A 19428-nucleotide genomic window follows, 5' to 3' on the forward strand; every position below is an offset into this window, starting at 1 on the left:
GCATGTCCACTGCAGTCGATCGCCACGTCGACATCCGCTCCGGAACGGATCGGGTGCTCGATCAGCTCGGCATGGACACGAAGCTCGGACCAACCGAGCTGGTGTCGATTCTGACGCACTGTGCGGCGGTCACGGCCTCGGCGGACTACCGGCTGCTGCAGGCCGCGTCACTGCTGTTCGAGGACTACACGCTCACGCACGAGACGCGGGTCGCCGCCGCCCTCGGGGACGAGCCCGCCCCCTCGGTCGCCGGCCTGTTCGTGCAGGCGTGCACGGCCGCGCGTACCCGCGCACGGTTCGGTCCAGACGGGATGGAGCAGGCGATCGGCGCGGTCGGGTCCGCCCTGAACGCTCCTGCGGCTCGCGCCCGCGAATTGATCATCGCCGGTGCCACCATGCGTCACCAGCTGCCGCTCACCGGCCGGATGCTCGCGCGCGGACGGATCGACCTGGCCCGGTTCCTGCTGATCGTCAACCGCACCACCCTCTGCGAGGAGGCGATCTTTCCCGAGCTCGACGCCGCCCTGGCCGAGGAGATCGAGCACCGGGCACCGATGTCGTCGGCGCGCTTCCGCACTCTGGTCGACGCCAGCATCGCCCGGATCGATGCCGCTTCCGCCGTGCGCCGGCTCGAGGAGGCCGACCGGTCCCGCCACATTCGCGTGCGGCCGGATCGGCATACGCCCGGCCAATCGCGCATCACCGGATCGCTGCCCGCCCATCGGGCCGCGGGTGTGGACGCTCGACTGAACGCGATGGCGCAGGCGGTCCATCCCGCCGATCCGCGCAGCATCGCCCAGCGTCGCGCGGACGCCCTCGTGGCCCTCACCGATGGACACCGGGAACTGGCTTGCATCTGCCCGGACTGCACGGCTTCGTCGGCAGCAGCGGCTTCGACACCGGTAGCGGCTTCGACACCGGCAGCGGATGCCTCACACCAGCTCGCCACGCCGCCCAACCGCGACAATGTCGCCACCTCGCCCGGCACCGCCGGCCGGCCCGAAGTGCCCACGCCGTCCACCCGGCCCGGCGACCCCGACTCGCCCGGCGCGCTTCGCCCGCGGCCGACGTTCCACATCATCGTCAGCCTCGCAACGCTTCTCGGCGCGAACGACTGCCCCGCCTTCCTCGACGGTCACGGCATCCTCGACGCCGCGGTGGCACGCGACCTCGTCCGCGAGGCGAAACGCAGCTACGCGCACACCACCGGCGGCCCTCCCACCTCGGCCGCGCCGGGCGGCGACGCCGCACCTTCCGATCGCCCCGCCTCCGGGTACGCGCCGAGCCGTTCGCTGCGCGGCTTGGTCGCCGCGGGTGAACTGTGCTGCACCTTTCCCGGCTGCACCACCGCGGTATCCGCCTGCGATCTCGACCACACGATCTCCTACGCGGACGGCGGTCGGACGCGGCGGGACAACCTGAAACCGTTGTGCCGCTTTCACCACCGCCTGAAGACCTTCGATATCGGGTGGCGCGACTATCAGGATCCGCTCGGTACCGTCGCCTTCCGCGCCCCGACCGGGCACTACTTCATCGGCAACGCCTACACCGGCTACGACCTGTTCACCGAACTGCGCCCGCCCGCACCGCGTCGGCATCCTGCCCGGGGGGATCTCGACCGCGCCCGGCGCGACCGGATCGATGCGCATACCCGGGCGCGCGATCGATGGGAACGCGCCCATCCGCCGCCATTCTGAGCGGCACGGCTGCGGTCTGTCACATTTGTGGCGGGTAGTTCGTCAGTCGGGTGCGGGCCCGGACGGGCCCCGGAACCGAAAGGACGGCCATGGCCAGGATGAAGATGCAGAAGGTGCTCCCCGGTGCGTACGCGCCGCTGCTGGGTCTGGAGGCCTACGCCCGCACCCACAACGACAAGCGGACCTTCGAGCTGGTGAAGATCCGTGCGTCGGCGCTCAACGGCTGCGGATACTGCCTGGCGATGCACACCCGCGACGCCCGGGCGGCCGGGGAATCCGAGGATCGGATCACCGCGCTGCAGAAGCAGTGGCGCGATACCGACCTGTTCTCCCCCGCAGAGGAGGCCGCCCTCGCCCTGACCGACGAGGTGACTCGGCTCAGCGCCGACGGGGTCTCCGACGCGGTCTGGGACGAGGCGGTCAACCGCTGGGACCTCAAGGGCACCGGCCGGTTGTTGATGGCGATCATCGCGATCAACTGCTGGAACCGGCTGGCGATCACCACCGGTTTGGAGGCCGAGGATCTGTGACCGATCAGCCGCCGGCCGCGCCCGAGGCGCTCGACCGGGACCGATTCGAGCGATTCAACAGCCGCCTGCTCGGCGTTGCCTACCGCATGTTGGGCAGCTGGGCGGAGGCGGAGGACGTCGTCTCGGAAACCTGGCTGCGCTGGCACGACCGACGGCCGACCGATCTCGAGGAGCCGGTCGCGTGGTTGACCACGGTCACCACGCGGCTGGCCCTCGATCGCTGGCGGACCCTCGCGCGGCATCGCGAGGAGTACATCGGCCCGTGGCTGCCCGAGCCGATCGACCCGGGGCGCCTGCCGCACGAGACGGTCGAGCAGCGCCAGTCGTTGGCGTTCGGGCTGCTGCACCTGATGGATCGCCTCGGGCCGGAGGAGCGGGCGGTCTACGTGCTGCGCTACGCCTTCGACCATTCGTACAACGAGATCGCCACGATGCTCGGCCGCACCCCGGCGAGCTGCCGCCAACTCGGGCACCGGGCCCGCGCCAAGATCGACTTCGACCCGGACGATGTCGGCTCCGGCCGGGAGATCCCGGCGATGGAGGCCCTGCTGACGGCGGTGCTGAGCGGTCGCTCCGCCGAGGCGGTCGCCCTGTTGACCGACGACGCGGTGCTGATCGCCGACGGCGGCGGCAAGGTCTCGTCGGCGCTGCGCCCGATCGTCGGGCCCGACAGAGTCGTGCGCTTCCTGCTCGGCATCATCGGCAAGATCGGCGAGGCTCGCGTCGAGATGGTGTCGATCAACGCGGGCGCCGGGCTGGTCTACACGATCGGGGACATCACCCGCGTCGCGATCGTCGAGGTGCGCGACGGCCGGGTTGCCCGCCTGCACCTGCTGGCGAACCCCGACAAGCTGACCGGCCTGCCCGAGCCCCCCGAAGCCCCTTAGGAGAGCGATACCCGGTTGACCTCGACGGACCCGTCCGGACCGCAGGACGAGGCGGTCGGCGTGGGGTCGGCGGCGGTCAACCGATCGCTCACCCAGGAGAACACCCGCTGGAAGTGCAGCGTCTCGGACACCAGGTGCTCTGCCGGGCCCTCGAAGTACTCGACGGAGACCCCCAGGGAGCACTGCTCGGTCGCCAGCGCGCGGGCACCGGAGGCCGGGATCCACGGATCGGTCGCGCCGTTGTAGACCAACAGGTCCGTACCGGCGGCGATATCCGGCATGCGCAGCCGCTTGAACAGCGCCGCCACCTCGGGCCGGTCGAGGGCCTGCGGGTACAGGAAGGTCTCGAGCGGCAGCGCGCCGAGCCCGCCGGCGGTCAACGCGGTCGAGCACAGCCGCCGCACATCGGAGGTGGCCAGTCGACGGCCGTCGTTGCTCATCAGCGTCAGCACCTCGGGATGAGCCCGACCGACCCCGAGCGCGGCGGCCGCGAGCAGCCCGGACGCGAGGTTGCCGTTCATGGTGGTCATCAGCTGCGCGTAGTCCAGCGGGATGCCGCCGATCGCGGCGCCGACGATGTCGTCGGCAAGTTCGGGGGCGTAGCTGTCGATCAGCTTCACCGCACCGTGCGTGGCGATCGCGCCGCCGGAGTAGCCGGACATCGCGAAGCGGCTGCCGTCGAATTCGTCGGGGAACTGTCCGCGCACCGCGCGAATGCCGTCGAGGATCGCGTGGCCGGCGACAAACGGCTCGCCGTAGTTCATGTTCGGACCCTCGTGGTCGGTGGTCAGCACGGCGAAGCCGCGCGCGAGGGCCGTGGCGGTGATCGGCGGGAAGTCCTTGTCCGGCGGCTCGGGATGCGTGGTCTGGCCGGTCATCAGGTAACTGGGGCTGCACCCGCGGCCGAGGGCGTTGATCGCCAGGTTGTTGACGTAGACCGGGCGCTTGCCGGGCCCGAGCCACGGGGCGGCCGGAACGGTCAACGAGGCGGTCGCATAGGTGGCATCCGACGAATCGGAATCGGCGCCCGTGGTGCGGTACTTGAGCAGGTTGACCCGCGACGGGACCACGAACAACGGGCCGGCCACGGCGGTGATGTCCCGAAAGTCCAGGACGGTGCCCGGCTCGAGATCGACCAGCCCGGGCGGGGTGTCATCGAAGAACGGATCCCCCACGGGAGGCGGCAGCACGTCGGCCAGCAGCTGTGCGACATCCTCCTGATTCGGTTGGGCGGGAACCGCCGCGGCAATGCCGCTTCCCGCCATTCCCAGCGCGACCGTGAGCACCGATAGCAGCACCTTTTGTGCGACCGTTCGACGACGTGTCGACGTCCTACCCACGAACACCCTCTTCACGTGCGCTATCCGCCTTCTTCGACGCAGATTTCCCCGGCGGCTCGGATGCAACACCGATCCCCGACAACCAGGCTGTTCAACCGACCGGTCTCATTACCGACGGACGTCCGAATTTTACTGGGAGCCCACTCCACACAAATCGGACAGTCCCCGTCGCCGAATCGGTCCGGTAATGGCGGCGCTCCACAATCCGCCGAGCGCACGACAATGTCGCCGATCCATAACATACCGATCGCCACGAAATGGCCGGTCCGGTCGGGTGACGATCGACGCCGAAGCGAGAATACCGACCACGCGAATCGCGACCCATATCACTTTCGGACCCCGATGGTGACCGAAAGTCCGGCCGGTCCCCAGTAGACTGCGACGCTGTGAACGACGCCGCCACCCCTCGCGCACTGATCCTCGCCCTGGGCGACCTGCGGCCGAATATCGCCGCCGACGCCTGGGTCGCCCCGACCGCCTCGGTGATCGGCGCGGTCAATCTGGCCGACCGGGTCGGCATCTGGTACTCGGCCGTTCTCCGAGCGGAGTCGGAGTCGATCGACATCGCCGAGGGCTCGAACCTCCAGGACGGCGTCACCGCCCACGTCGATCCCGGCTTTCCGCTGCGCGTCGGCACCGGGGTCAGCGTCGGTCACAACGCGGTCCTGCACGGCTGCACGGTCGAAGACGATTGCCTGATCGGTATGGGCGCGGTCGTGCTCAACGGCGCGGTGATCGGGACCGGCAGCCTCGTCGCCGCCGGCGCACTGATCCCGCAGGGCATGGTGGTGCCGCCGCGCTCGCTGGTCGCCGGCGTGCCGGCCAAGGTGCGCCGCGAGCTCGGCGAGGACGAGGTCGCCGCGATCCGCTACAACGCCGAGCACTACGTCGGACTGCTCGAGTCGCACCGCACGGCGACCCCGCTCGACTGATCAGTCCGACTCTCGGGCGCCGACCAGTTCGGTCAGCTTCTCGCGCAACGTTTCGTGGTCCCGCGCCCAGGCCTGCGCCACGGTGCCGTCCCGGAGTCGGACACCGATGCCGGTGCGTTTGCGGGGCACATTGCTCAGCCCGCCGAGTGCCGGGGCGCTCTCCCAGGCCGCCGACCTCCCCCGGCTGCGGGTGTAGTCGGTCGGCGGAATGACCTCGACGATGTCGTCGATCGGCACCGTCTGATCGCCCTGCCGCAGCTCGTTCGGGGTCAGGAAGACGCTGACGTGGATCCGGGACGCGTGGACGACCAGGGCGGAGAACGACGCGAGGATGACGGCGACACCGGCCAGCGCGCCCCAGTGGATCGCCGGCCCGGTCGCCAACTCGACCACCAGCGCGATCACGCAGATGATCGGACCGATCCACACCACCCGCCAGCGCGCTCCGATCTCCTCGAAGAGCGTCTCGTCGGCCGGTTCAGGTGCGGGCACGCGCGAACCAGGCGCCGGCGGCCGGTCGATAGCTCAGGACCGAGGCCACCACCAGCAACACGATCAGCGCCACGACGATCAGCGGGGGCACCGGAACGGCGCCGGCGGCCAACGAGACGAAGCTGACCGCGGCGAAGAGCCCGCTGACGCCGACCACGATGCGGCGCGCCACCCGGCCGCCGTCGCGCACCGCCCCGAGCAGCGCGGCGATCACCAGCCCGAGCAGGGCCAGGACCACCGAGAGAGTGCGGACGAAGGAGACATAGGAATTCGCGGAGTCCGACGACATGCCCTGGTCCAGATAGGCCTGCCGCAGATCGCTTCCGCTGGTGAATCCGATCAGCCCCAGGGCGATCAATGCCATCGCCCCGATCGCCCAGGCGACGACGGCGACGGTGAGCACCCGAGGCGGTCCCTGCGGTTCGGTCACGCGGTCATCGTGGCATGGAGTAACAACGGAACCCGCGGGTGGGGGTATGTCGAGCGGGGAGGGTCGGATCAGCTCATCAGGCCCGGCAGGGCCAGCGCGGTGGCCGCCAGAATGCCGACCAGTGCGATCACGACGATCAGCAGAGCTTCCAGTCGCGAACTCCGGCTGCGCTCCATCCGAACCTGCACCGTGACCTCCACGTCAACCCCGTACATGTGGCATCTCCCGGGGTGGTGACGCCGGTCACCCGAGCCGGGGAGACAAAGGTCACTGTACACATCGATACTCTGAAAGGCACACCAACAGTCAGGATCGTTCACGTGGAGTCAGCCCCCCTGCATCGACGAGTGGCGGTCGTGGGTGCCGCGGCGTCGGTGCTCGCCGCCGCCCTGGCCGGCCTGCGCGCCCACACCTTCCTGCCCTCGTTCCTGTTCGTGCTGGCCCTGTGCCTGGCCGCGGTCGGTGTCGGCCTGTGGACGCTGCGCTCGATCGCCGCACGTTCAGCGGCCGACCGGCAGCCGGAGCCGACCGACGGCGACGACACCCTGGCCGATCTGACGATCGAGGACCGGGGGGCGATCGTCACCCACCTGCGGTCGGCGGGCTGCGTCTTCGCCGAGGACGAGGCGACCATTCTGACCTCCGCCGCGATCGACGACGCCGACCTGCGATCGATGCTCGAGCTGCGAGTGTCGGGCTATCCACTCGAGCAGATCGTCGGCTGGACCGACTTCTGCGGGTGGCGGTTGGCGGTGACGCCGGGCGTCTTCGTCCCGCGCCGCAGCACCCAGCTGCTGGTCCAGGAGGCCACCGCGATCACCAGCCCGCACGCGGTTGTCGTCGACCTGTGCTGCGGTACCGGAGCGATCGGCCTGGCCCTGTTGTCGGCGGTCGGCGACGTCCAATTGCACGCCGCGGATATCGATCCGGCGGCGGTGGCCTGCGCCCGCGGCAATATCGGTGTCTCCGGCACCGTCTACGAGGGCGACCTCTACTCGGCGCTACCGCACGAGCTGCGCGGCACGGTCGACACGATCACCGCCAACGTGCCCTACGTGCCGAGCGATGCGATCGACCTGATGCCACGGGAGGCCCGCGACTTCGAACCGCGGGTCGCCCTCGACGGCGGTGCCGACGGGCTCGACGTCGTGCGGCGGGTCGCCGGGGAGGCGTCGAAGTGGTTGCGACCGGGCGGCAATCTGTTGGTGGAGACCGCTCCCGATCAGGCGCCGACCGCCCGGACGATCTTCACCGCCGCGGGCCTGACCGCGCGCACGGTCGCCGACGAATCCTCGACCGCGGTCGTGGTGATCGGCACCCGCCCCGAGTAGATCCGGAGCGCCCCGCAGCAGCTCAGGCGCGGGCGAAGTGCGCGTTCGAGTCCGGCCGGAACATCATGACGATCGCGGCGCCCGCCGCGAGGGCCTGCAGGATTCCGCTGACCGTGCCGATCACCCCGGCCAGGCCGGTCGCCGAGAGCACATCGGTCAAACTCAGCAGCGCGGGTACGGCGTTGAGCACCATCAGGGTGCCGAAGGCGGTCAACACGATGCGCGCCCAGTTCGTCCCCGCATGCATCCGGCGCACCACCCACATGAAGACCGCGGCCAGGCCGACCATCAGCGCGAACGCGGGCACCATCGACACCACGACCATCAGGTCGGACGGCCGCTCGAGCTCCGGATCCATCGCGGTGATCGTCGGGTCGAGCAGGATCTCGCGCTTGTCGAGCATCAACACCATCGACGAGACCGCGCCGATCAGCCACAGCACGGTGGCCGCCCACCACATTTGACGTGCGGCCTCGATATCGATCGGCCGCTCGTCGGGTTTGGTCTCGGGGTGGACCGGATCCATCGGTTCGGGAGGCAGGGACGCCTCGAAGCCGCCGTTCATGGGCCGGTCCTCTCCGCTACAGCCGGTTGGCCACCTCGGTAGCCCAGTACGTGAGGATGATATCCGCGCCCGCACGTCGGATACACAACAAGGACTCGAGGATCGCCGCGTCGCGGTCGATCCACCCCTGCTGCGCGGCGGCGGTGATCATCGCGTACTCCCCCGACACCTGGTAGGCGGCCACCGGGACCGGCGACCGGTCGGCGACCTCGCGAACCAGGTCGAGGTAGGCGAGCGCCGGCTTGACCATCACCATGTCGGCGCCCTCGGCGATGTCGAGTTCCACCTCGTGCAATGCCTCGCGGCGGTTGGCGCTGTCCTGCTGGTAGCTGCGCCGGTCACCGCGCAACGACGAGCCGACCGCCTCCCGGAAGGGCCCGTAGAACGCCGACGCGTACTTCGCCGCATAGGCGAGCTGCGAGACGTCGGTGTACCCGGCGCTGTCCAGCGCGGAGCGGATCGCACCGATCTGGCCGTCCATCATGCCGCTGGGTCCGACGACCTGCGCCCCGGCCTCGGCCTGGGAGACCGCAAGCTCCGCGTACCGCTCGAGGGTCGCGTCGTTGTCGACCCGACCGTCGCCGGTCAGCACCCCGCAGTGGCCGTGGTCGGTGAACTCGTCGAGGCAGGTATCGGCCATCAGGACGGTGTCGTCGCCGAATTCCTTGGTCAACAGCCGCAGCGCCCGGTTGAGCACCCCGTTCGGGTCGCTGCCGGCCGAACCGATCGCGTCCTTGTCCTCCGGACGCGGGACACCGAAGAGCATCAGCCCGCCGACACCGGCCGAGATCGCCTCCTCGGCGGCGACGACCAACGACTGCTCGGTGTGCTGCACGACGCCCGGCATCGAGGAGATCGGCGTCGGAACCTCGATACCGTCGGCGACGAACATCGGCAGGACCAGTGCCCGGGCCTCGAGCGAGGTCTCCGCGACCAGGTTGCGCATCGCCGGAGTGGTGCGCAACCGGCGCGGTCGAACGACCGGATGATCGAGGCTCATCGGCGCCGCGACTTCTTGCGCGGCGGCGGCAGAGCTCCCTCGGCCCGCAGCTGCGCGGCCCGCTCCGCCAATGCGTCGACCAGTTCGGCGACGTTCGCGGTCTCGGGCTGCACGTCGACCCGCAGGCCGAACTCCGCGGCGGTCTCCGCGGTCTTCGGGCCGATGCAGGCGACCAGCGTGCGCGCGTGCGGCTTGCCGGCGATGCCGACCAGGTTGCGCACGGTGGAGGACGAGGTGAAGCAGACCGCGTCGAAGCCGCCGGTCTTGATCATCTCGCGGATCTCCGCCGCCGGCGGTGCCGCGCGAACGGTCCGGTAGGCGGTGACGTCGTCGATCTCCCAGCCGCGGTCCCGCAGGCCCTCGGCGAGGGTCTCGGTGGCGATGTCCGCGCGCGGCAGCAGCACCCGGTTGACCGGGTCGAAGACGTCGTCGTACGGCGGGAAGTCCTCGAGCAGACCCTGCGACGACTGCTCGCCACTGGGCACCAACTCCGGCTCGATACCGAAGGCGCGCACCCGCGCGGCCGTTCCCTCACCGACGCAGGCGATCTTGACACCGGAGAAGGCCCGCGCGTCCAGACCGAACTCGCCGAACTTCTCCCAGACCGCGCGCACCGCGTTGGTCGAGGTGAACACGACCCACTGGTAGCGGCCGTCGACCAGACCCTTGACCGAACGCTCCATCTGCGCGGGGCTGCGCGGCGGCTCGACCGCGATCGTCGGCACCTCGATGGGGATCGCGCCGTGCGAGACCAGCCGATCGCTCATCTCCGCGGCCTGATCCTTGGTCCGCGGCACCAGCACCGTCCAGCCGTACAGCGCGCGCGACTCCCACCACGACAGCTTGCCGCGCTGCGAGATCGCCTTGCCGACGGTGACGACGACCGGGCCGGGCTGCTCGATCACCGTCTTGCCGAGCGTCGCGAGGGTCGCCTCGATCGTCTTCTGCCGACGGGTGGTGCCCGCGGTGGTGACCGCCACCGGTGTCTGCGGCGCCAGGCCGTGCTCGACCAGCGCGGACGCGGTCTCGGCGAGGTGCTCGGAGCCGGCGCTGATCACCAGCGGACCGGGCGCGGCGGCGACCGCCGGCCAGTCGACCTCGCCGCGCACGTCGACCTCGGTATGCGTCGAGCCGAGCGCGACACCCGCGTAGCTCGGCACCGCCGAACCGGCGGGCAGGCCCGGGTAGACCTCGAAGCCGACCGTGCTCCGCGAGACCGCGGTGATCTCCGCGATCACCGAATCGGTGGTCAGCGGATCGCCGGCGACCAACCGCACGACGTCGTAGCCATTCTTCGCCTCGTTGACGAGGGTCTTTGCGACCTCGGCCGGCTCGCCGAGAGCCGGACGCACCTGAACGTCGCGATCCTCGTCGGTCTCGCCGGCGATGTCGGCGCCCACCAGATCGGTGATATCGGCTGCGACCTCGGCATCGACGAAGGCGCGATGTGCGGTGCGCAGCGCATCGCTGGCCCGCAGCGTCAGCAGCGCGGGATCACCCGGGCCCGAGCCGACGAAGAGGATCCGCCCCCGGGCGTTGGTGCGGGTTCGGGTCATCGATTGTTCTCCAGTGCATACTTGTTTCGGAAGCGAAGTTCGATCGAATCGACGGAGCCGCGCTTCGGGATGACGCGTGCGGTGGCGATCCGTTCCGGCCGGCCTACTCGTGTCGACCGACGTTTCGCTCGGACACCGGCCCGACCGGGCCGTACCAATTCGAGTTCACGTGCCCCTTCGAGGGTGCCCATATATGCCGTCCGGGTCTCAGACATCGCTTCCACTTCCCTGTTCCGCTGTCGCGGGCACCCGTTCGGCCGGCCCCGACGGTTCCGTCGGTGTCACCAGCTCGCGCGCACCCAAATCCAATAGTTCGCGGGCGACCGCTGCGCCCACTTTTTCCGCATCCGCGACCGCCGCCACGGCGGAGGCCTTCAACACGTCACTTCCGTCGAACGCGGCCGCCATCCCGCGAATCGACAGTTCCTCGACGATGCGGCCGTCGTCGTCGAGCGACTCGACAACCTCCGCGATCGCCCCCACCGGCGCCGTGCACCCCGCCTCGAGTTCCACGAGCAGGGCCCGCTCGGCCGCCACCGCCGCCCGCGTCGCCGGGTCGTCGATCTCGGCCACCAGCCGGATCAACTCGGCGTCGTCGGAACGCACTTCCACCGCCAGCGCTCCCTGCGCCGGCGCCGGAACGAACTGACTCGGCTCGAGCGATTCGGTGATCGCGTCGAGCCGTCCGATACGTTCGAGACCCGCGCGCGCCACCACGACCGCGTCGAGCTCACCGTCGGTCACCTTGCGCAGCCGCGTATCGAGATTTCCGCGCAGGGGTACCACCGTCAATCCGAGCCCGAGCGCCTCGAGCTGCGCCACGCGCCGCGGAGCCGACGTTCCGATCACCGATCCGGCGGGCAACTGACCGAGCACCAGGCCGTCCCGCGCGACCAACGCGTCGCGGACGTCGGCGCGCGGCGGCACCGCGGCGATGAGGAAACGTGGATCCGCAGCCGTGGGGAGGTCCTTGTACGAGTGTACGGCGACATCGATCCGCCCGTCGGCGAGCGCATCGCGCAGAGCCGAGGTGAAAACCCCGACGCCGATCGTGGCCACCGGAGCCTGCGAGCGATCGCCCGCGGTCTCGACGATGACCAGTTCCGCCTCGTGGCCCAGGGCGCGCAATTCGTCGCGGACGGTCCCGGCCTGGGTCGTCGCCAACAGCGACCCGCGCGTTCCGATCCGAATCACGACGTCACGTCCGTTCCCTTGTGTCGTTCCACCGGCGGTCCGGCGATCTCGACGGTCTCGCTCGCGGCGGCCACCGCGGCCGCGGAGCCGGGCGACAGTTCGAACAGCTCGCGCAGCGCCTCGGCGTAGCTGCTTCCGCCGGGGGCCCCGGCGAGTTGCTTGACCCGCACCGTCGGCGCGTGCAGCAACTTGTCGACCACCCGGCGGACCGTATGGGCGACCTCGTCGCGCTGCTGATCGGGCAGATCGGGAAGTCGGCCGTCCAGGCGCAGCAATTCCGCCTCGACGACCTCCGCCGCCCGCCGGCGCAGCGCGGCGACCGTCGGGGTCACCGCGGCCTCGCGCTGGGCGAGCAGATAGGCCGCGAGCGCGGAGGCCACGATGTCGCGGCCGGCGCGCTCGTCCTCGGCGGCCAGCGTGGACGCCGGGTCGCGCTGCAGCGCCTGCACGTCGATGACCTCGACACCCGCCAGTTCGGTGACCGCGGGGTCGATATCGCGCGGAAGGCCCATGTCGCACAAGACGATCGGGCGATCCTGCCGCCCGACGAGAGCCGACCGCACCTGGTCGGCACTCAGCACGGTGCCCACCGCGCCGGTACAGGCAACCAGGACGTCGGCGTCGGCGACCGCGGGAACCAGATCGTCGAGACCGGCGACGTCGGCCGGGATTCCCGCTTCGGTGACCGTGCGGGCGAGGTTGCGGGCCCGGTCGAGGGTGCGGTTGATCAGCGTCACCGAACCGATGCCGGCGCGGGTGAGATAGGCGACCGCGAGCGAACCCATCGCCCCGGCACCGACCACGACGGCGCGCCGCCCGGCCAGCCCGCCGAGGAACCCGTCCGCGCGGTCGAGCGCGACCGAGACCATCGAGGCGCCGGCCGAGTCGATGCCGGTATCGCTGTGCACCCGCTTGCCGACGCGCAGGGCGCCCTGCGACAGCTCGTGCAGCACCCGCCCGACCGCGTGCTGCTCGTCGGCGACCGCATAGGCCGACCGCAACTGGCCGAGGATCTGCTGCTCACCGACCACCATCGAATCGAGGCCCGCGGCGACGGTGAACATGTGCTCGACCGCCGACTCGCTGTACCGCACATAGGCATGTCCGGTCAGATCCGCGAAGGGCATCGCGCTGTGGTCCGACAACACCGATCCGACGTCGGCGAGCGCGGAGTGGAACGAATCGACGACGGCGTAGATCTCGACGCGATTGCACGTCGAGAGCACCATCGCCTCGGATACGTGCTCCGATTCGAGCAACGCCGTCAGCATCTTCGGTCGATCGACCTCGGCGACCGTGACGCGCTCGAGAACCTCCACCGGGGCGGTCCGATGGGAGACGCCCAGCAGCAACACACTCACCGCGCACCCACCGATCCAGCCGTCCTACCCGTGCCCATGCCACCTCCAGACGCGGCGTCATTGCCGCGCATGTCCGCTTCACCGTCGGATGCCTGAATATCGACATCGTCGAACGCGTTGATGCTGTTGAACGTGAGCACCTGCATGTCGATCGCGAGATCGACCCGCCGCTGCTCGACTCGATCCGGCAGATCGAAGTCGGCGGCGGTGAAGTTGAGGATCGACCGCACCCCACCGTCGACGAGGGTGCGGGCGACGTCGGCGGCCGGCGCGTCCGGAGTGGCGACCACGCCGACGGTCGGGGCGAGTTCCCGGCAGGCCCGGGGCAGTTCGGCGACATCGCGGACGGTGAGCGTGCCGAGTCGTTGGCCGACGCGCTCGGGACTGCGGTCGAAGAGGCCGACCATGCGGAATCCCTTGCGGTTGAACCCGGAGTAGCGGGCCAGGGCGGTGCCGAGGTGGCCGATGCCGACCAGGACCACCCGGTGCTGGCGGTCGAGGCCCAGTCCGCGCTCGATGCGCTCGCGCAGCCGGGCGACGTCGTAGCCGACCCCGCGGATCCCGCTGCGGCCGAGGTGGGACAGATCACGCCGAAGCTTCGCGGAACCGACCCCGGCGGCGCCGGCCAATTCCTCACTGGATACCGTCACCACGCCGCGCTCGACCATGGAACCGAGGACCTCGAGGTAGATCGCCAGCCGGCCGACGGTCGCCTGCGGTATCCGGGACACACTCGGTGGCATATGGGGGCCACCGGCAGGTGTGCGGCGCACGTAGGACACGTCTTCGGCTCCTTGCCCGACCGCTGCGACTGCCGACGACGACAGCCGGATACGGTGGGTCACGACTCGGGTTCAGCAGGGACTACGGTAGCCGCTTGTGAACGAATGAACAAAGTCGCCGAGCCGTCCGGTAGGATGCCGGCGCCCCGATAGGGCATCACCGCCCCAGATCCGCGCTCAACCTGGCCGTATCCACCGTCCAGTAGGAATGCTCCTCGCCGTCGAGCAGCACGACCGGCAACCGGTCGCCGTACTCGGCGCGCAGCTCCGGATCGTCCGCGGCGGCCAGGTCGACGTCGATCACCCGCGGGGTCAGCCCGAACTCGCCGCAGATGCCGCGCAGCACCTCGAGCGCCGTCCCGCAGGCGGAGCATCCCTCCCGGGTCAGCAGGACGACATCGTGCTCGCCGGTCTCGGTTCTCCCTGTCGCCACCCGGCCAGCATTCCACGCACGCGGTCGCATCTCACGTATTCGCCCGACAACTCGTACTCCCGGCCGTCGGATCGCTTGGCTAATGTGGATCAGGCGCCGTCGCATCGACGCGTCGCTGCGATTGCGCTTGCGCGATACGTACTCGTGTGCGGGAAGGAGGCCAGGTGGGGCCTCGGATCACCAGGGAGTCCGCCGGCGAGTCGACCCGATGGGAGTCGACACGGTGGCGGCGACCGCTGGGGGCGAGCCTGGCCGACCTGCGCGCGTCGCTGGCCGGCAACGCCAGCGCCGACGCGGCGCTCGCCGGGCTACAGGAGCACGAGGCCGACGAGGCGATCGACTCCACGGTGCCCCGCGACCTGACCGCGGCGGCGTTCTTCGACGTCGACAACACGATGGTCCAGGGCGCCTCGATCATCCACTTCGCCCGCGGCCTGGCCGCGCGCAAGTACTTCTCCACCCGCGATGTCGCCGAGTTCGCCTGGCAGCAGGTCAAGTTTCGGGTCAGCGGCAAGGAGGACCTCGGCGACGTCGCCACCGGCCGACAGAAGGCGTTGTCCTTTGTCGCCGGTCGCTCGACCGCCGAGCTGCGCTCCCTGGGCGAGGAGATCTACGACGAGGTGATCGCCGACAAGATCTGGGCGGGCACCCGCGCCCTGGCCCAGATGCACCTCGACGCCGGCCAGCAGGTGTGGTTGGTCACCGCGACCCCGGTCGAGTTGGCGCAGATCATCGCCGAGCGGCTCGGGCTGACCGGCGCCCTGGGCACGGTCGCCGAGAGCGTCGACGGGGTCTTCACCGGCAATCTCGTCGGCGACATCCTGCACGGTCCGGGCAAGGCGCACGCGGTGCGGGCCCTCGCCATCCGGGAGGGTCTGTCCCTCGACCGCTGCTCGGCCTACTCCGACAGCTACAACGATGTGCCGATGTTGTCGCTGGTCGGGACGGCCGTCGCGATCAATCCCGATCCGAGCCTGCGCGAACTCGCCCGCACCCGCGGCTGGGAGATCCGCGACTACCGCACCGGCCGCAAGGCGGCCAAGGTCGGGCTGCCGACCGCCGTGGCCCTGGGCGCGATCGCCGGCGGGGTGGCGGTCGCCGCCGGGCGGCGGCGTTAGGGGTCAGTAGAAGACGTTGCGGCGGCGGGCGAGCAGCCGGTAGAGGTTCTGCTGGATCGTCTCGCGCACGTGGTCGGTGATCTCGAACAGTTCCATCGGATCGTCCGCCGCGGCGGTCGGGTAGTCGGCGGTGTGGATCGGCGCGCCGAATTCGATGAGCCACTTGGAGGGCAGCGGCACCAGGCCCAGCGGACCGAGGTGCGGGAACAGTGGGGTGATCGGGAAGTACGGGGCGCCGAGCAGCCGGGCCAGCGCGGTCAGTTCGCCGATCTTCGGGTAGATCTCCTCGGATCCGACGATCGAGCACGGGATGATCGGCGTACCGGTGCGCATGGCGGCGGAGACGAATCCGCCGCGGCCGAAGCGCTGCAGCTTGTAGCGCTCCGAGAAGGGCTTGCCGATCCCCTTGAATCCCTCGGGGAAGACACCGACCAGATCACCGTTGTTGAGCAGCAGCTCGGCGTCGGACTGGCAGGCCAGCGTATTTCCGGTACGCCGGACCAGCACCGAGACGCCGGGGTATTCGAACCCGAAGTCGGCGACGAGCATCCGCACCAGCCGGTGCGCGGGATGCTCGTCGTGCACCCCGACGGCCAGCATCGTGCCGTCGATCGGGATCACGCCGGCGTGGTTCGACACGACCAGCGCGCCGCCGGTCGCCGGGATATGTTCCATTCCGCGGATTTCGACGCGGAACCACTTCCGGTACAGCGGTCGCAGCAACGGATACCAGACGTTCTGGGTGAAGTCCTCGTCGTAGCCGAACTCGTCGATCTCGTAGTCACCGGCCAGCCGCCGACGCAGCAGATGGGCCGCCGAACCGACGTCGTCGATCAGCCGGCGCCGAATCTGCTCGAGCAGTTCGACCGCCTCCGCGGGCGGGGCGGGCAGCGTTCGCGTCCCGACGGCCGATCCGTCGGACGGCGGCATCCGGGTGCTCGCGCCGCCCGCGACCGAGCGCAGGGGTAGAACTTTGGCCACGGTCGACACCGCCCTCCCGTCGGTCATTTCGCCGAATTGTTCGTCATCGAATCATGCAGGGCCGGAACCAATGTCGGCTTCGGCCTACCTCCGAGCAGCGACTCGATGCGCACCGCCGCCGACGTGACCCACTCGGGATTGATCACCGGCGGCTTGCCGAGTCCGACGACGTAGTCGTCGATCGCCTCCAGGGTCGTCCGTTCCGGTCGAAACCTCAAGACCTCGCGCATGCGTGTGGTGTCCACCCCACAGCCGTACCGGAAATACTGCATATGCTCGTCGTCGATGGACCCGGTACTCGGTCCGATGATCGCGCTGCCCACCTTGCGATAGATCGGCGACGGCAGCGGCACCTCGAGCCTACCCGCGCGCCGGATCGCCTGACTGAGGGGCACGACGCCGTCCGCGGCGATGTTGAAGGTGCCCGAACGGTCGGACACCGCGGCGACGGTCAGCGCGGCGAGCGCGTCCTGCTCGTGCACCAACTGCAGGCGAGCGTCGCGTCCGAGGATCGTCGGGACCAGCGGGGAGGCGAGGTATCGGGAGATCATCCCGTTCATCAGCGGGCCGACCATCGGCGCCTGACGCAGGATCGTCACGTCGATGTCGGCGCGTCGGCGCCCCAATCCCCTGGCGTATCCCTCGATTTCGCGGCAGTCGATCGCAAAGGCGCCACGCAACCGCGAGCGGGCCGAGGTCTCCTCGGTGAAGCGAGCCGGGTCCTTCGGGCTGCTGCCGTAGACGGCGGTCGACGAGCGGACCACCAGCTTGCGCACGGTCTCGGACTTCTGGCAGACGGCGAACAGCTGCATCGCCCCGATGACGTTGACGTCCTTCATCATGGTGCGACCGGCTCCGCGCGGCGGGCGCGAGAGCAGCCCGGCGTGCACGACGGTGTCGATGCCGGCGTTGCGGATAACTTTGGCGATGAGCGGATTACGAATATCGGCACGAACGAATTCCGCGCGCCCGAAACGACGCATCATCGCCTTGCTGGGCTGTACGTAGTCGACGCCGATCACCCGCTCGATGCGGTCGTCGCGGGCGAGGCCGGCGGTCAGGAAGCCACCGAGGAATCGGCTGGCGCCCGTGACGAGCACGGCGCGAGGCGCGTTCACCGCTGCCGATCCTGAACCATCGATCCCGCCTCACCCCTCGGATTACGAAGCACCGGACAGCCCGCACGGGAGAATGTGATCTCCGCCTCCCGGGTCAACGCCGACGAGGACAGGCTACCCCGCCCGGAACGACGAATGCCCACCACGTCACAGTGGTGGGCATTCGCTGATACGGGCCGGATTCGGCGACGAATCCTACTTGCCCAATTTCCGGCGCTGCACGCGTGTCCGACGGAGCAACTTGCGATGCTTCTTCTTCGACATGCGCTTGCGGCGCTTCTTGATTACTGAACCCATTCGGGACGTCCCTCGCGTTTCGCTTCCACGCACACAGCCGGTGTGTGCTCAGTACGGCCAGGCGTACCCACTACCCCGGATCGCTCCGGCGTACGGGTGAACACCCCGCACTGGTCAGGCACGACGACGCACAACATTACCGGGTGCGCCTGCCGTGCTCGCGAGCGGGTCCCCGTCGAGTCCTCGCGCGCTCAGCCCGCGTCGAAGTAGGAGGTCTGCAGGTACTCGTGAACCGCCTTCTCGGGGACACGGAACGACCGACCCACCCGCACCGCGGGCAGCTCACCGCCGTGTACCAGTCGGTAGACGGTCATCTTGGAGACGCGCATCAGGGCGGCCACCTCGGCCACCGTGAGGAACTGCGGCCCGGTCACACCGATCTGGACGTCCTGACCCGGGCCCTTTGTGGGCTTGTTGATGGGTGCCATCTATTCACTTACCTCCGACACGGCCGCGCCGCCGGCTTCCCCACCGGCGGAACAGACACGCACGTGCTGCCTTGAGCTTAGCGGGACGGATGGGATTAGTGCGACGCGCGCGCCGATTGCGGCGCGTCTTCCGTATGACGACCCAGCTCCGCCGACCGCTTGCGGGCCGCTTCGACCGCGTTGAGCAGGCCCGCTCGCAGGCCGGCGCGCTCGAGTTCGCCGATCGCCGCGGCGGTGGTACCGGCCGGGGAGGTCACCGCCGCGCGCAGTTCGTTCGGGGTCTGGTCGGAGCGGTCGAGCAGGGCCGCCGAGCCGATCAGCGTCTGCGTGACCAGCGTCGACGCGGTGGCCCGGTCGATGCCGAGGGTGACGGCGCCGTCGATCAGTGCCTCGGTCACCAGGAAGAAGTAGGCCGGTCCGGACCCCGAGATCGCGGTGACCGCGTCGAGGCTCGACTCCGGCAGGACCAGGACGCGGCCCACCGATTCGAGGATCGTGCGGGCCTGCGCGAGGTCGTCGGCGGCCGCATGCCGTCCGGCGGCGATCACCGACATCCCCTCCCCCACCAGCATCGGGGTATTCGGCATCGCCCGCACCACGGGTGCGCCGGCCGGCAGCTGCGCCTCGATCCGAGCGGTCGATACCCCCGCCGCCAGCGACAGGACCAACTGGTCGGTGTCGGTATCGGAATCGACCGCACCGACGCCGGCGAGCACGGAGTCGACGTCGTTCGGCTTGACCGCCAGCACCACGACGTGGGCGCCCTCGACCGCGTCGGCGATCGTGGTGACCCGGATGCCGAAACGGTCGGCGATCTCGTCGGCGCGCACGGCTGCCCGCTCGGCGACCACCAGATCCTTGATCGGCCAACCGGCCTCGACCAGACCGGCCACCAACGCTTCACCGATTCGGCCGCCGCCGATCACCGCAACTCTCGTCATGGCGAATAGCGTGCC

Annotated in this window: 22 protein-coding genes; 6 read left to right on the top strand and 16 right to left on the bottom strand. The window is 69.9% G+C overall.

Going from position 1 to position 19428, the window contains the following annotated elements:
* Positions 1–2: 2 nt before the first annotated feature.
* The 3 genes from MB1_RS19755 (at position 3) to sigJ (ending at position 3114) form a co-directional block, all read left to right on the top strand.
* A complete protein-coding gene (locus MB1_RS19755) occupies positions 3–1697 on the top strand; it encodes an HNH endonuclease signature motif containing protein (RefSeq protein ID WP_066911508.1) in 1695 nt (564 codons plus the stop codon).
* 89 nt (positions 1698–1786) lie between these two features.
* On the top strand, positions 1787–2227 hold the full coding sequence (locus tag MB1_RS19760) for a carboxymuconolactone decarboxylase family protein (RefSeq protein WP_066911511.1): 441 nt from the start codon (positions 1787–1789) through the stop codon (positions 2225–2227).
* Positions 2224–3114 (top strand): RNA polymerase sigma factor SigJ, encoded by an 891-nt coding sequence (sigJ, locus tag MB1_RS19765; protein ID WP_084352256.1) that lies wholly within the window; start codon positions 2224–2226, stop codon positions 3112–3114. Before MB1_RS19760 ends, sigJ begins: the two co-directional genes overlap by 4 nt.
* On the opposite strand, the gene MB1_RS19770 is transcribed toward sigJ, so the two are convergent.
* Entirely contained in the window at positions 3111–4400 is a 1290-nt protein-coding gene (locus MB1_RS19770) for a lipase family protein (protein ID WP_157084180.1), read from the bottom strand. The genes sigJ and MB1_RS19770 overlap by 4 nt on opposite strands.
* Positions 4401–4867: 467 nt before the next feature.
* On the opposite strand from MB1_RS19770, the gene MB1_RS19775 reads away from it, so the two are divergent.
* On the top strand, positions 4868–5386 hold the full coding sequence (locus MB1_RS19775) for a gamma carbonic anhydrase family protein (RefSeq protein WP_066911726.1): 519 nt from the start codon (positions 4868–4870) through the stop codon (positions 5384–5386).
* Here the strand turns inward: MB1_RS19775 and mce1N are convergent, their stop codons facing one another.
* The 3 genes from mce1N to MB1_RS25765 all read right to left on the bottom strand — a co-directional run bounded on the left by mce1N (position 5387) and on the right by MB1_RS25765 (position 6523).
* Positions 5387–5878: a transport-regulating membrane protein Mce1N gene (mce1N, locus tag MB1_RS19780; RefSeq protein ID WP_066911517.1), complete on the bottom strand. Its 492-nt coding sequence runs from the start codon at positions 5876–5878 to the stop codon at positions 5387–5389.
* The gene (locus tag MB1_RS19785; protein WP_157084181.1) at positions 5865–6308 is read right to left on the bottom strand and encodes a hypothetical protein; all 444 of its coding nucleotides are present in this window, start codon (positions 6306–6308) and stop codon (positions 5865–5867) included. Before MB1_RS19785 ends, mce1N begins: the two co-directional genes overlap by 14 nt.
* 68 nt (positions 6309–6376) lie before the next feature.
* Positions 6377–6523, bottom strand: a complete 147-nt coding sequence (locus tag MB1_RS25765) for a hypothetical protein (RefSeq protein WP_157084182.1) — start codon at positions 6521–6523, stop codon at positions 6377–6379.
* A gap of 105 nt (positions 6524–6628) precedes the next feature.
* Here MB1_RS25765 and MB1_RS19790 point away from each other — a divergent pair, with 105 nt between their 5' ends.
* The gene (locus MB1_RS19790) at positions 6629–7639 is read left to right on the top strand and encodes a putative protein N(5)-glutamine methyltransferase (protein ID WP_245650273.1); all 1011 of its coding nucleotides are present in this window, start codon (positions 6629–6631) and stop codon (positions 7637–7639) included.
* A gap of 22 nt (positions 7640–7661) precedes the next feature.
* On the opposite strand, the gene MB1_RS19795 is transcribed toward MB1_RS19790, so the two are convergent.
* From MB1_RS19795 to MB1_RS19825, 7 genes are all read right to left on the bottom strand, one after another.
* A complete protein-coding gene (locus MB1_RS19795) occupies positions 7662–8204 on the bottom strand; it encodes a hypothetical protein (RefSeq protein WP_066911523.1) in 543 nt (180 codons plus the stop codon).
* Between the two features lie 16 nt (positions 8205–8220).
* Complete coding sequence (gene hemB / locus MB1_RS19800) at positions 8221–9204, bottom strand: porphobilinogen synthase (protein WP_066911526.1); 984 nt, start codon at positions 9202–9204, stop codon at positions 8221–8223.
* Positions 9201–10760 carry a bifunctional uroporphyrinogen-III C-methyltransferase/uroporphyrinogen-III synthase gene (locus MB1_RS19805; protein ID WP_066911528.1) on the bottom strand — a complete coding sequence of 520 codons (1560 nt, stop codon included), beginning with the start codon at positions 10758–10760 and terminating at the stop codon, positions 9201–9203. The genes hemB and MB1_RS19805 overlap by 4 nt, the downstream gene beginning before the upstream one ends.
* Before the next feature lie 207 nt (positions 10761–10967).
* Entirely contained in the window at positions 10968–11954 is a 987-nt protein-coding gene (gene hemC, locus MB1_RS19810) for a hydroxymethylbilane synthase (protein ID WP_066911531.1), read from the bottom strand.
* Positions 11951–13315 carry a glutamyl-tRNA reductase gene (locus tag MB1_RS19815; protein ID WP_066911534.1) on the bottom strand — a complete coding sequence of 455 codons (1365 nt, stop codon included), beginning with the start codon at positions 13313–13315 and terminating at the stop codon, positions 11951–11953. Before MB1_RS19815 ends, hemC begins: the two co-directional genes overlap by 4 nt.
* Positions 13312–14058, bottom strand: coding sequence for a redox-sensing transcriptional repressor Rex (locus MB1_RS19820; protein WP_084352258.1), 747 nt, complete (start codon positions 14056–14058; stop codon positions 13312–13314). The genes MB1_RS19815 and MB1_RS19820 overlap by 4 nt, the downstream gene beginning before the upstream one ends.
* A 196-nt stretch (positions 14059–14254) precedes the next feature.
* A complete protein-coding gene (locus tag MB1_RS19825) occupies positions 14255–14560 on the bottom strand; it encodes a glutaredoxin family protein (RefSeq protein WP_066911540.1) in 306 nt (101 codons plus the stop codon).
* 206 nt (positions 14561–14766) lie between these two features.
* Here MB1_RS19825 and MB1_RS19830 point away from each other — a divergent pair, with 206 nt between their 5' ends.
* A complete protein-coding gene (locus MB1_RS19830) occupies positions 14767–15648 on the top strand; it encodes an HAD family hydrolase (RefSeq protein ID WP_245650284.1) in 882 nt (293 codons plus the stop codon).
* A 3-nt stretch (positions 15649–15651) separates the two neighbouring features.
* On the opposite strand, the gene MB1_RS19835 is transcribed toward MB1_RS19830, so the two are convergent.
* From MB1_RS19835 to proC, 5 genes are all read right to left on the bottom strand, one after another.
* The gene (locus MB1_RS19835; RefSeq protein ID WP_066911735.1) at positions 15652–16638 is read right to left on the bottom strand and encodes a lysophospholipid acyltransferase family protein; all 987 of its coding nucleotides are present in this window, start codon (positions 16636–16638) and stop codon (positions 15652–15654) included.
* Positions 16639–16652: 14 nt separating this feature from the next.
* Positions 16653–17747 (bottom strand): NAD-dependent epimerase/dehydratase family protein, encoded by a 1095-nt coding sequence (locus MB1_RS19840; RefSeq protein WP_066911543.1) that lies wholly within the window; start codon positions 17745–17747, stop codon positions 16653–16655.
* Between the two features lie 195 nt (positions 17748–17942).
* Positions 17943–18044: a 30S ribosomal protein bS22 gene (locus MB1_RS25280; protein ID WP_003402602.1), complete on the bottom strand. Its 102-nt coding sequence runs from the start codon at positions 18042–18044 to the stop codon at positions 17943–17945.
* Between the two features lie 191 nt (positions 18045–18235).
* Positions 18236–18472, bottom strand: a complete 237-nt coding sequence (locus tag MB1_RS19845) for a helix-turn-helix domain-containing protein (protein WP_066911546.1) — start codon at positions 18470–18472, stop codon at positions 18236–18238.
* A gap of 95 nt (positions 18473–18567) precedes the next feature.
* Entirely contained in the window at positions 18568–19413 is an 846-nt protein-coding gene (gene proC / locus MB1_RS19850; RefSeq protein ID WP_066911549.1) for a pyrroline-5-carboxylate reductase, read from the bottom strand.
* Between the last annotated feature and the right edge of the window lie 15 nt (positions 19414–19428).

The sequence above is a fragment of the Millisia brevis NBRC 105863 genome, from assembly GCF_001552615.1.
Lineage (GTDB): Bacteria > Actinomycetota > Actinomycetes > Mycobacteriales > Mycobacteriaceae > Millisia > Millisia brevis.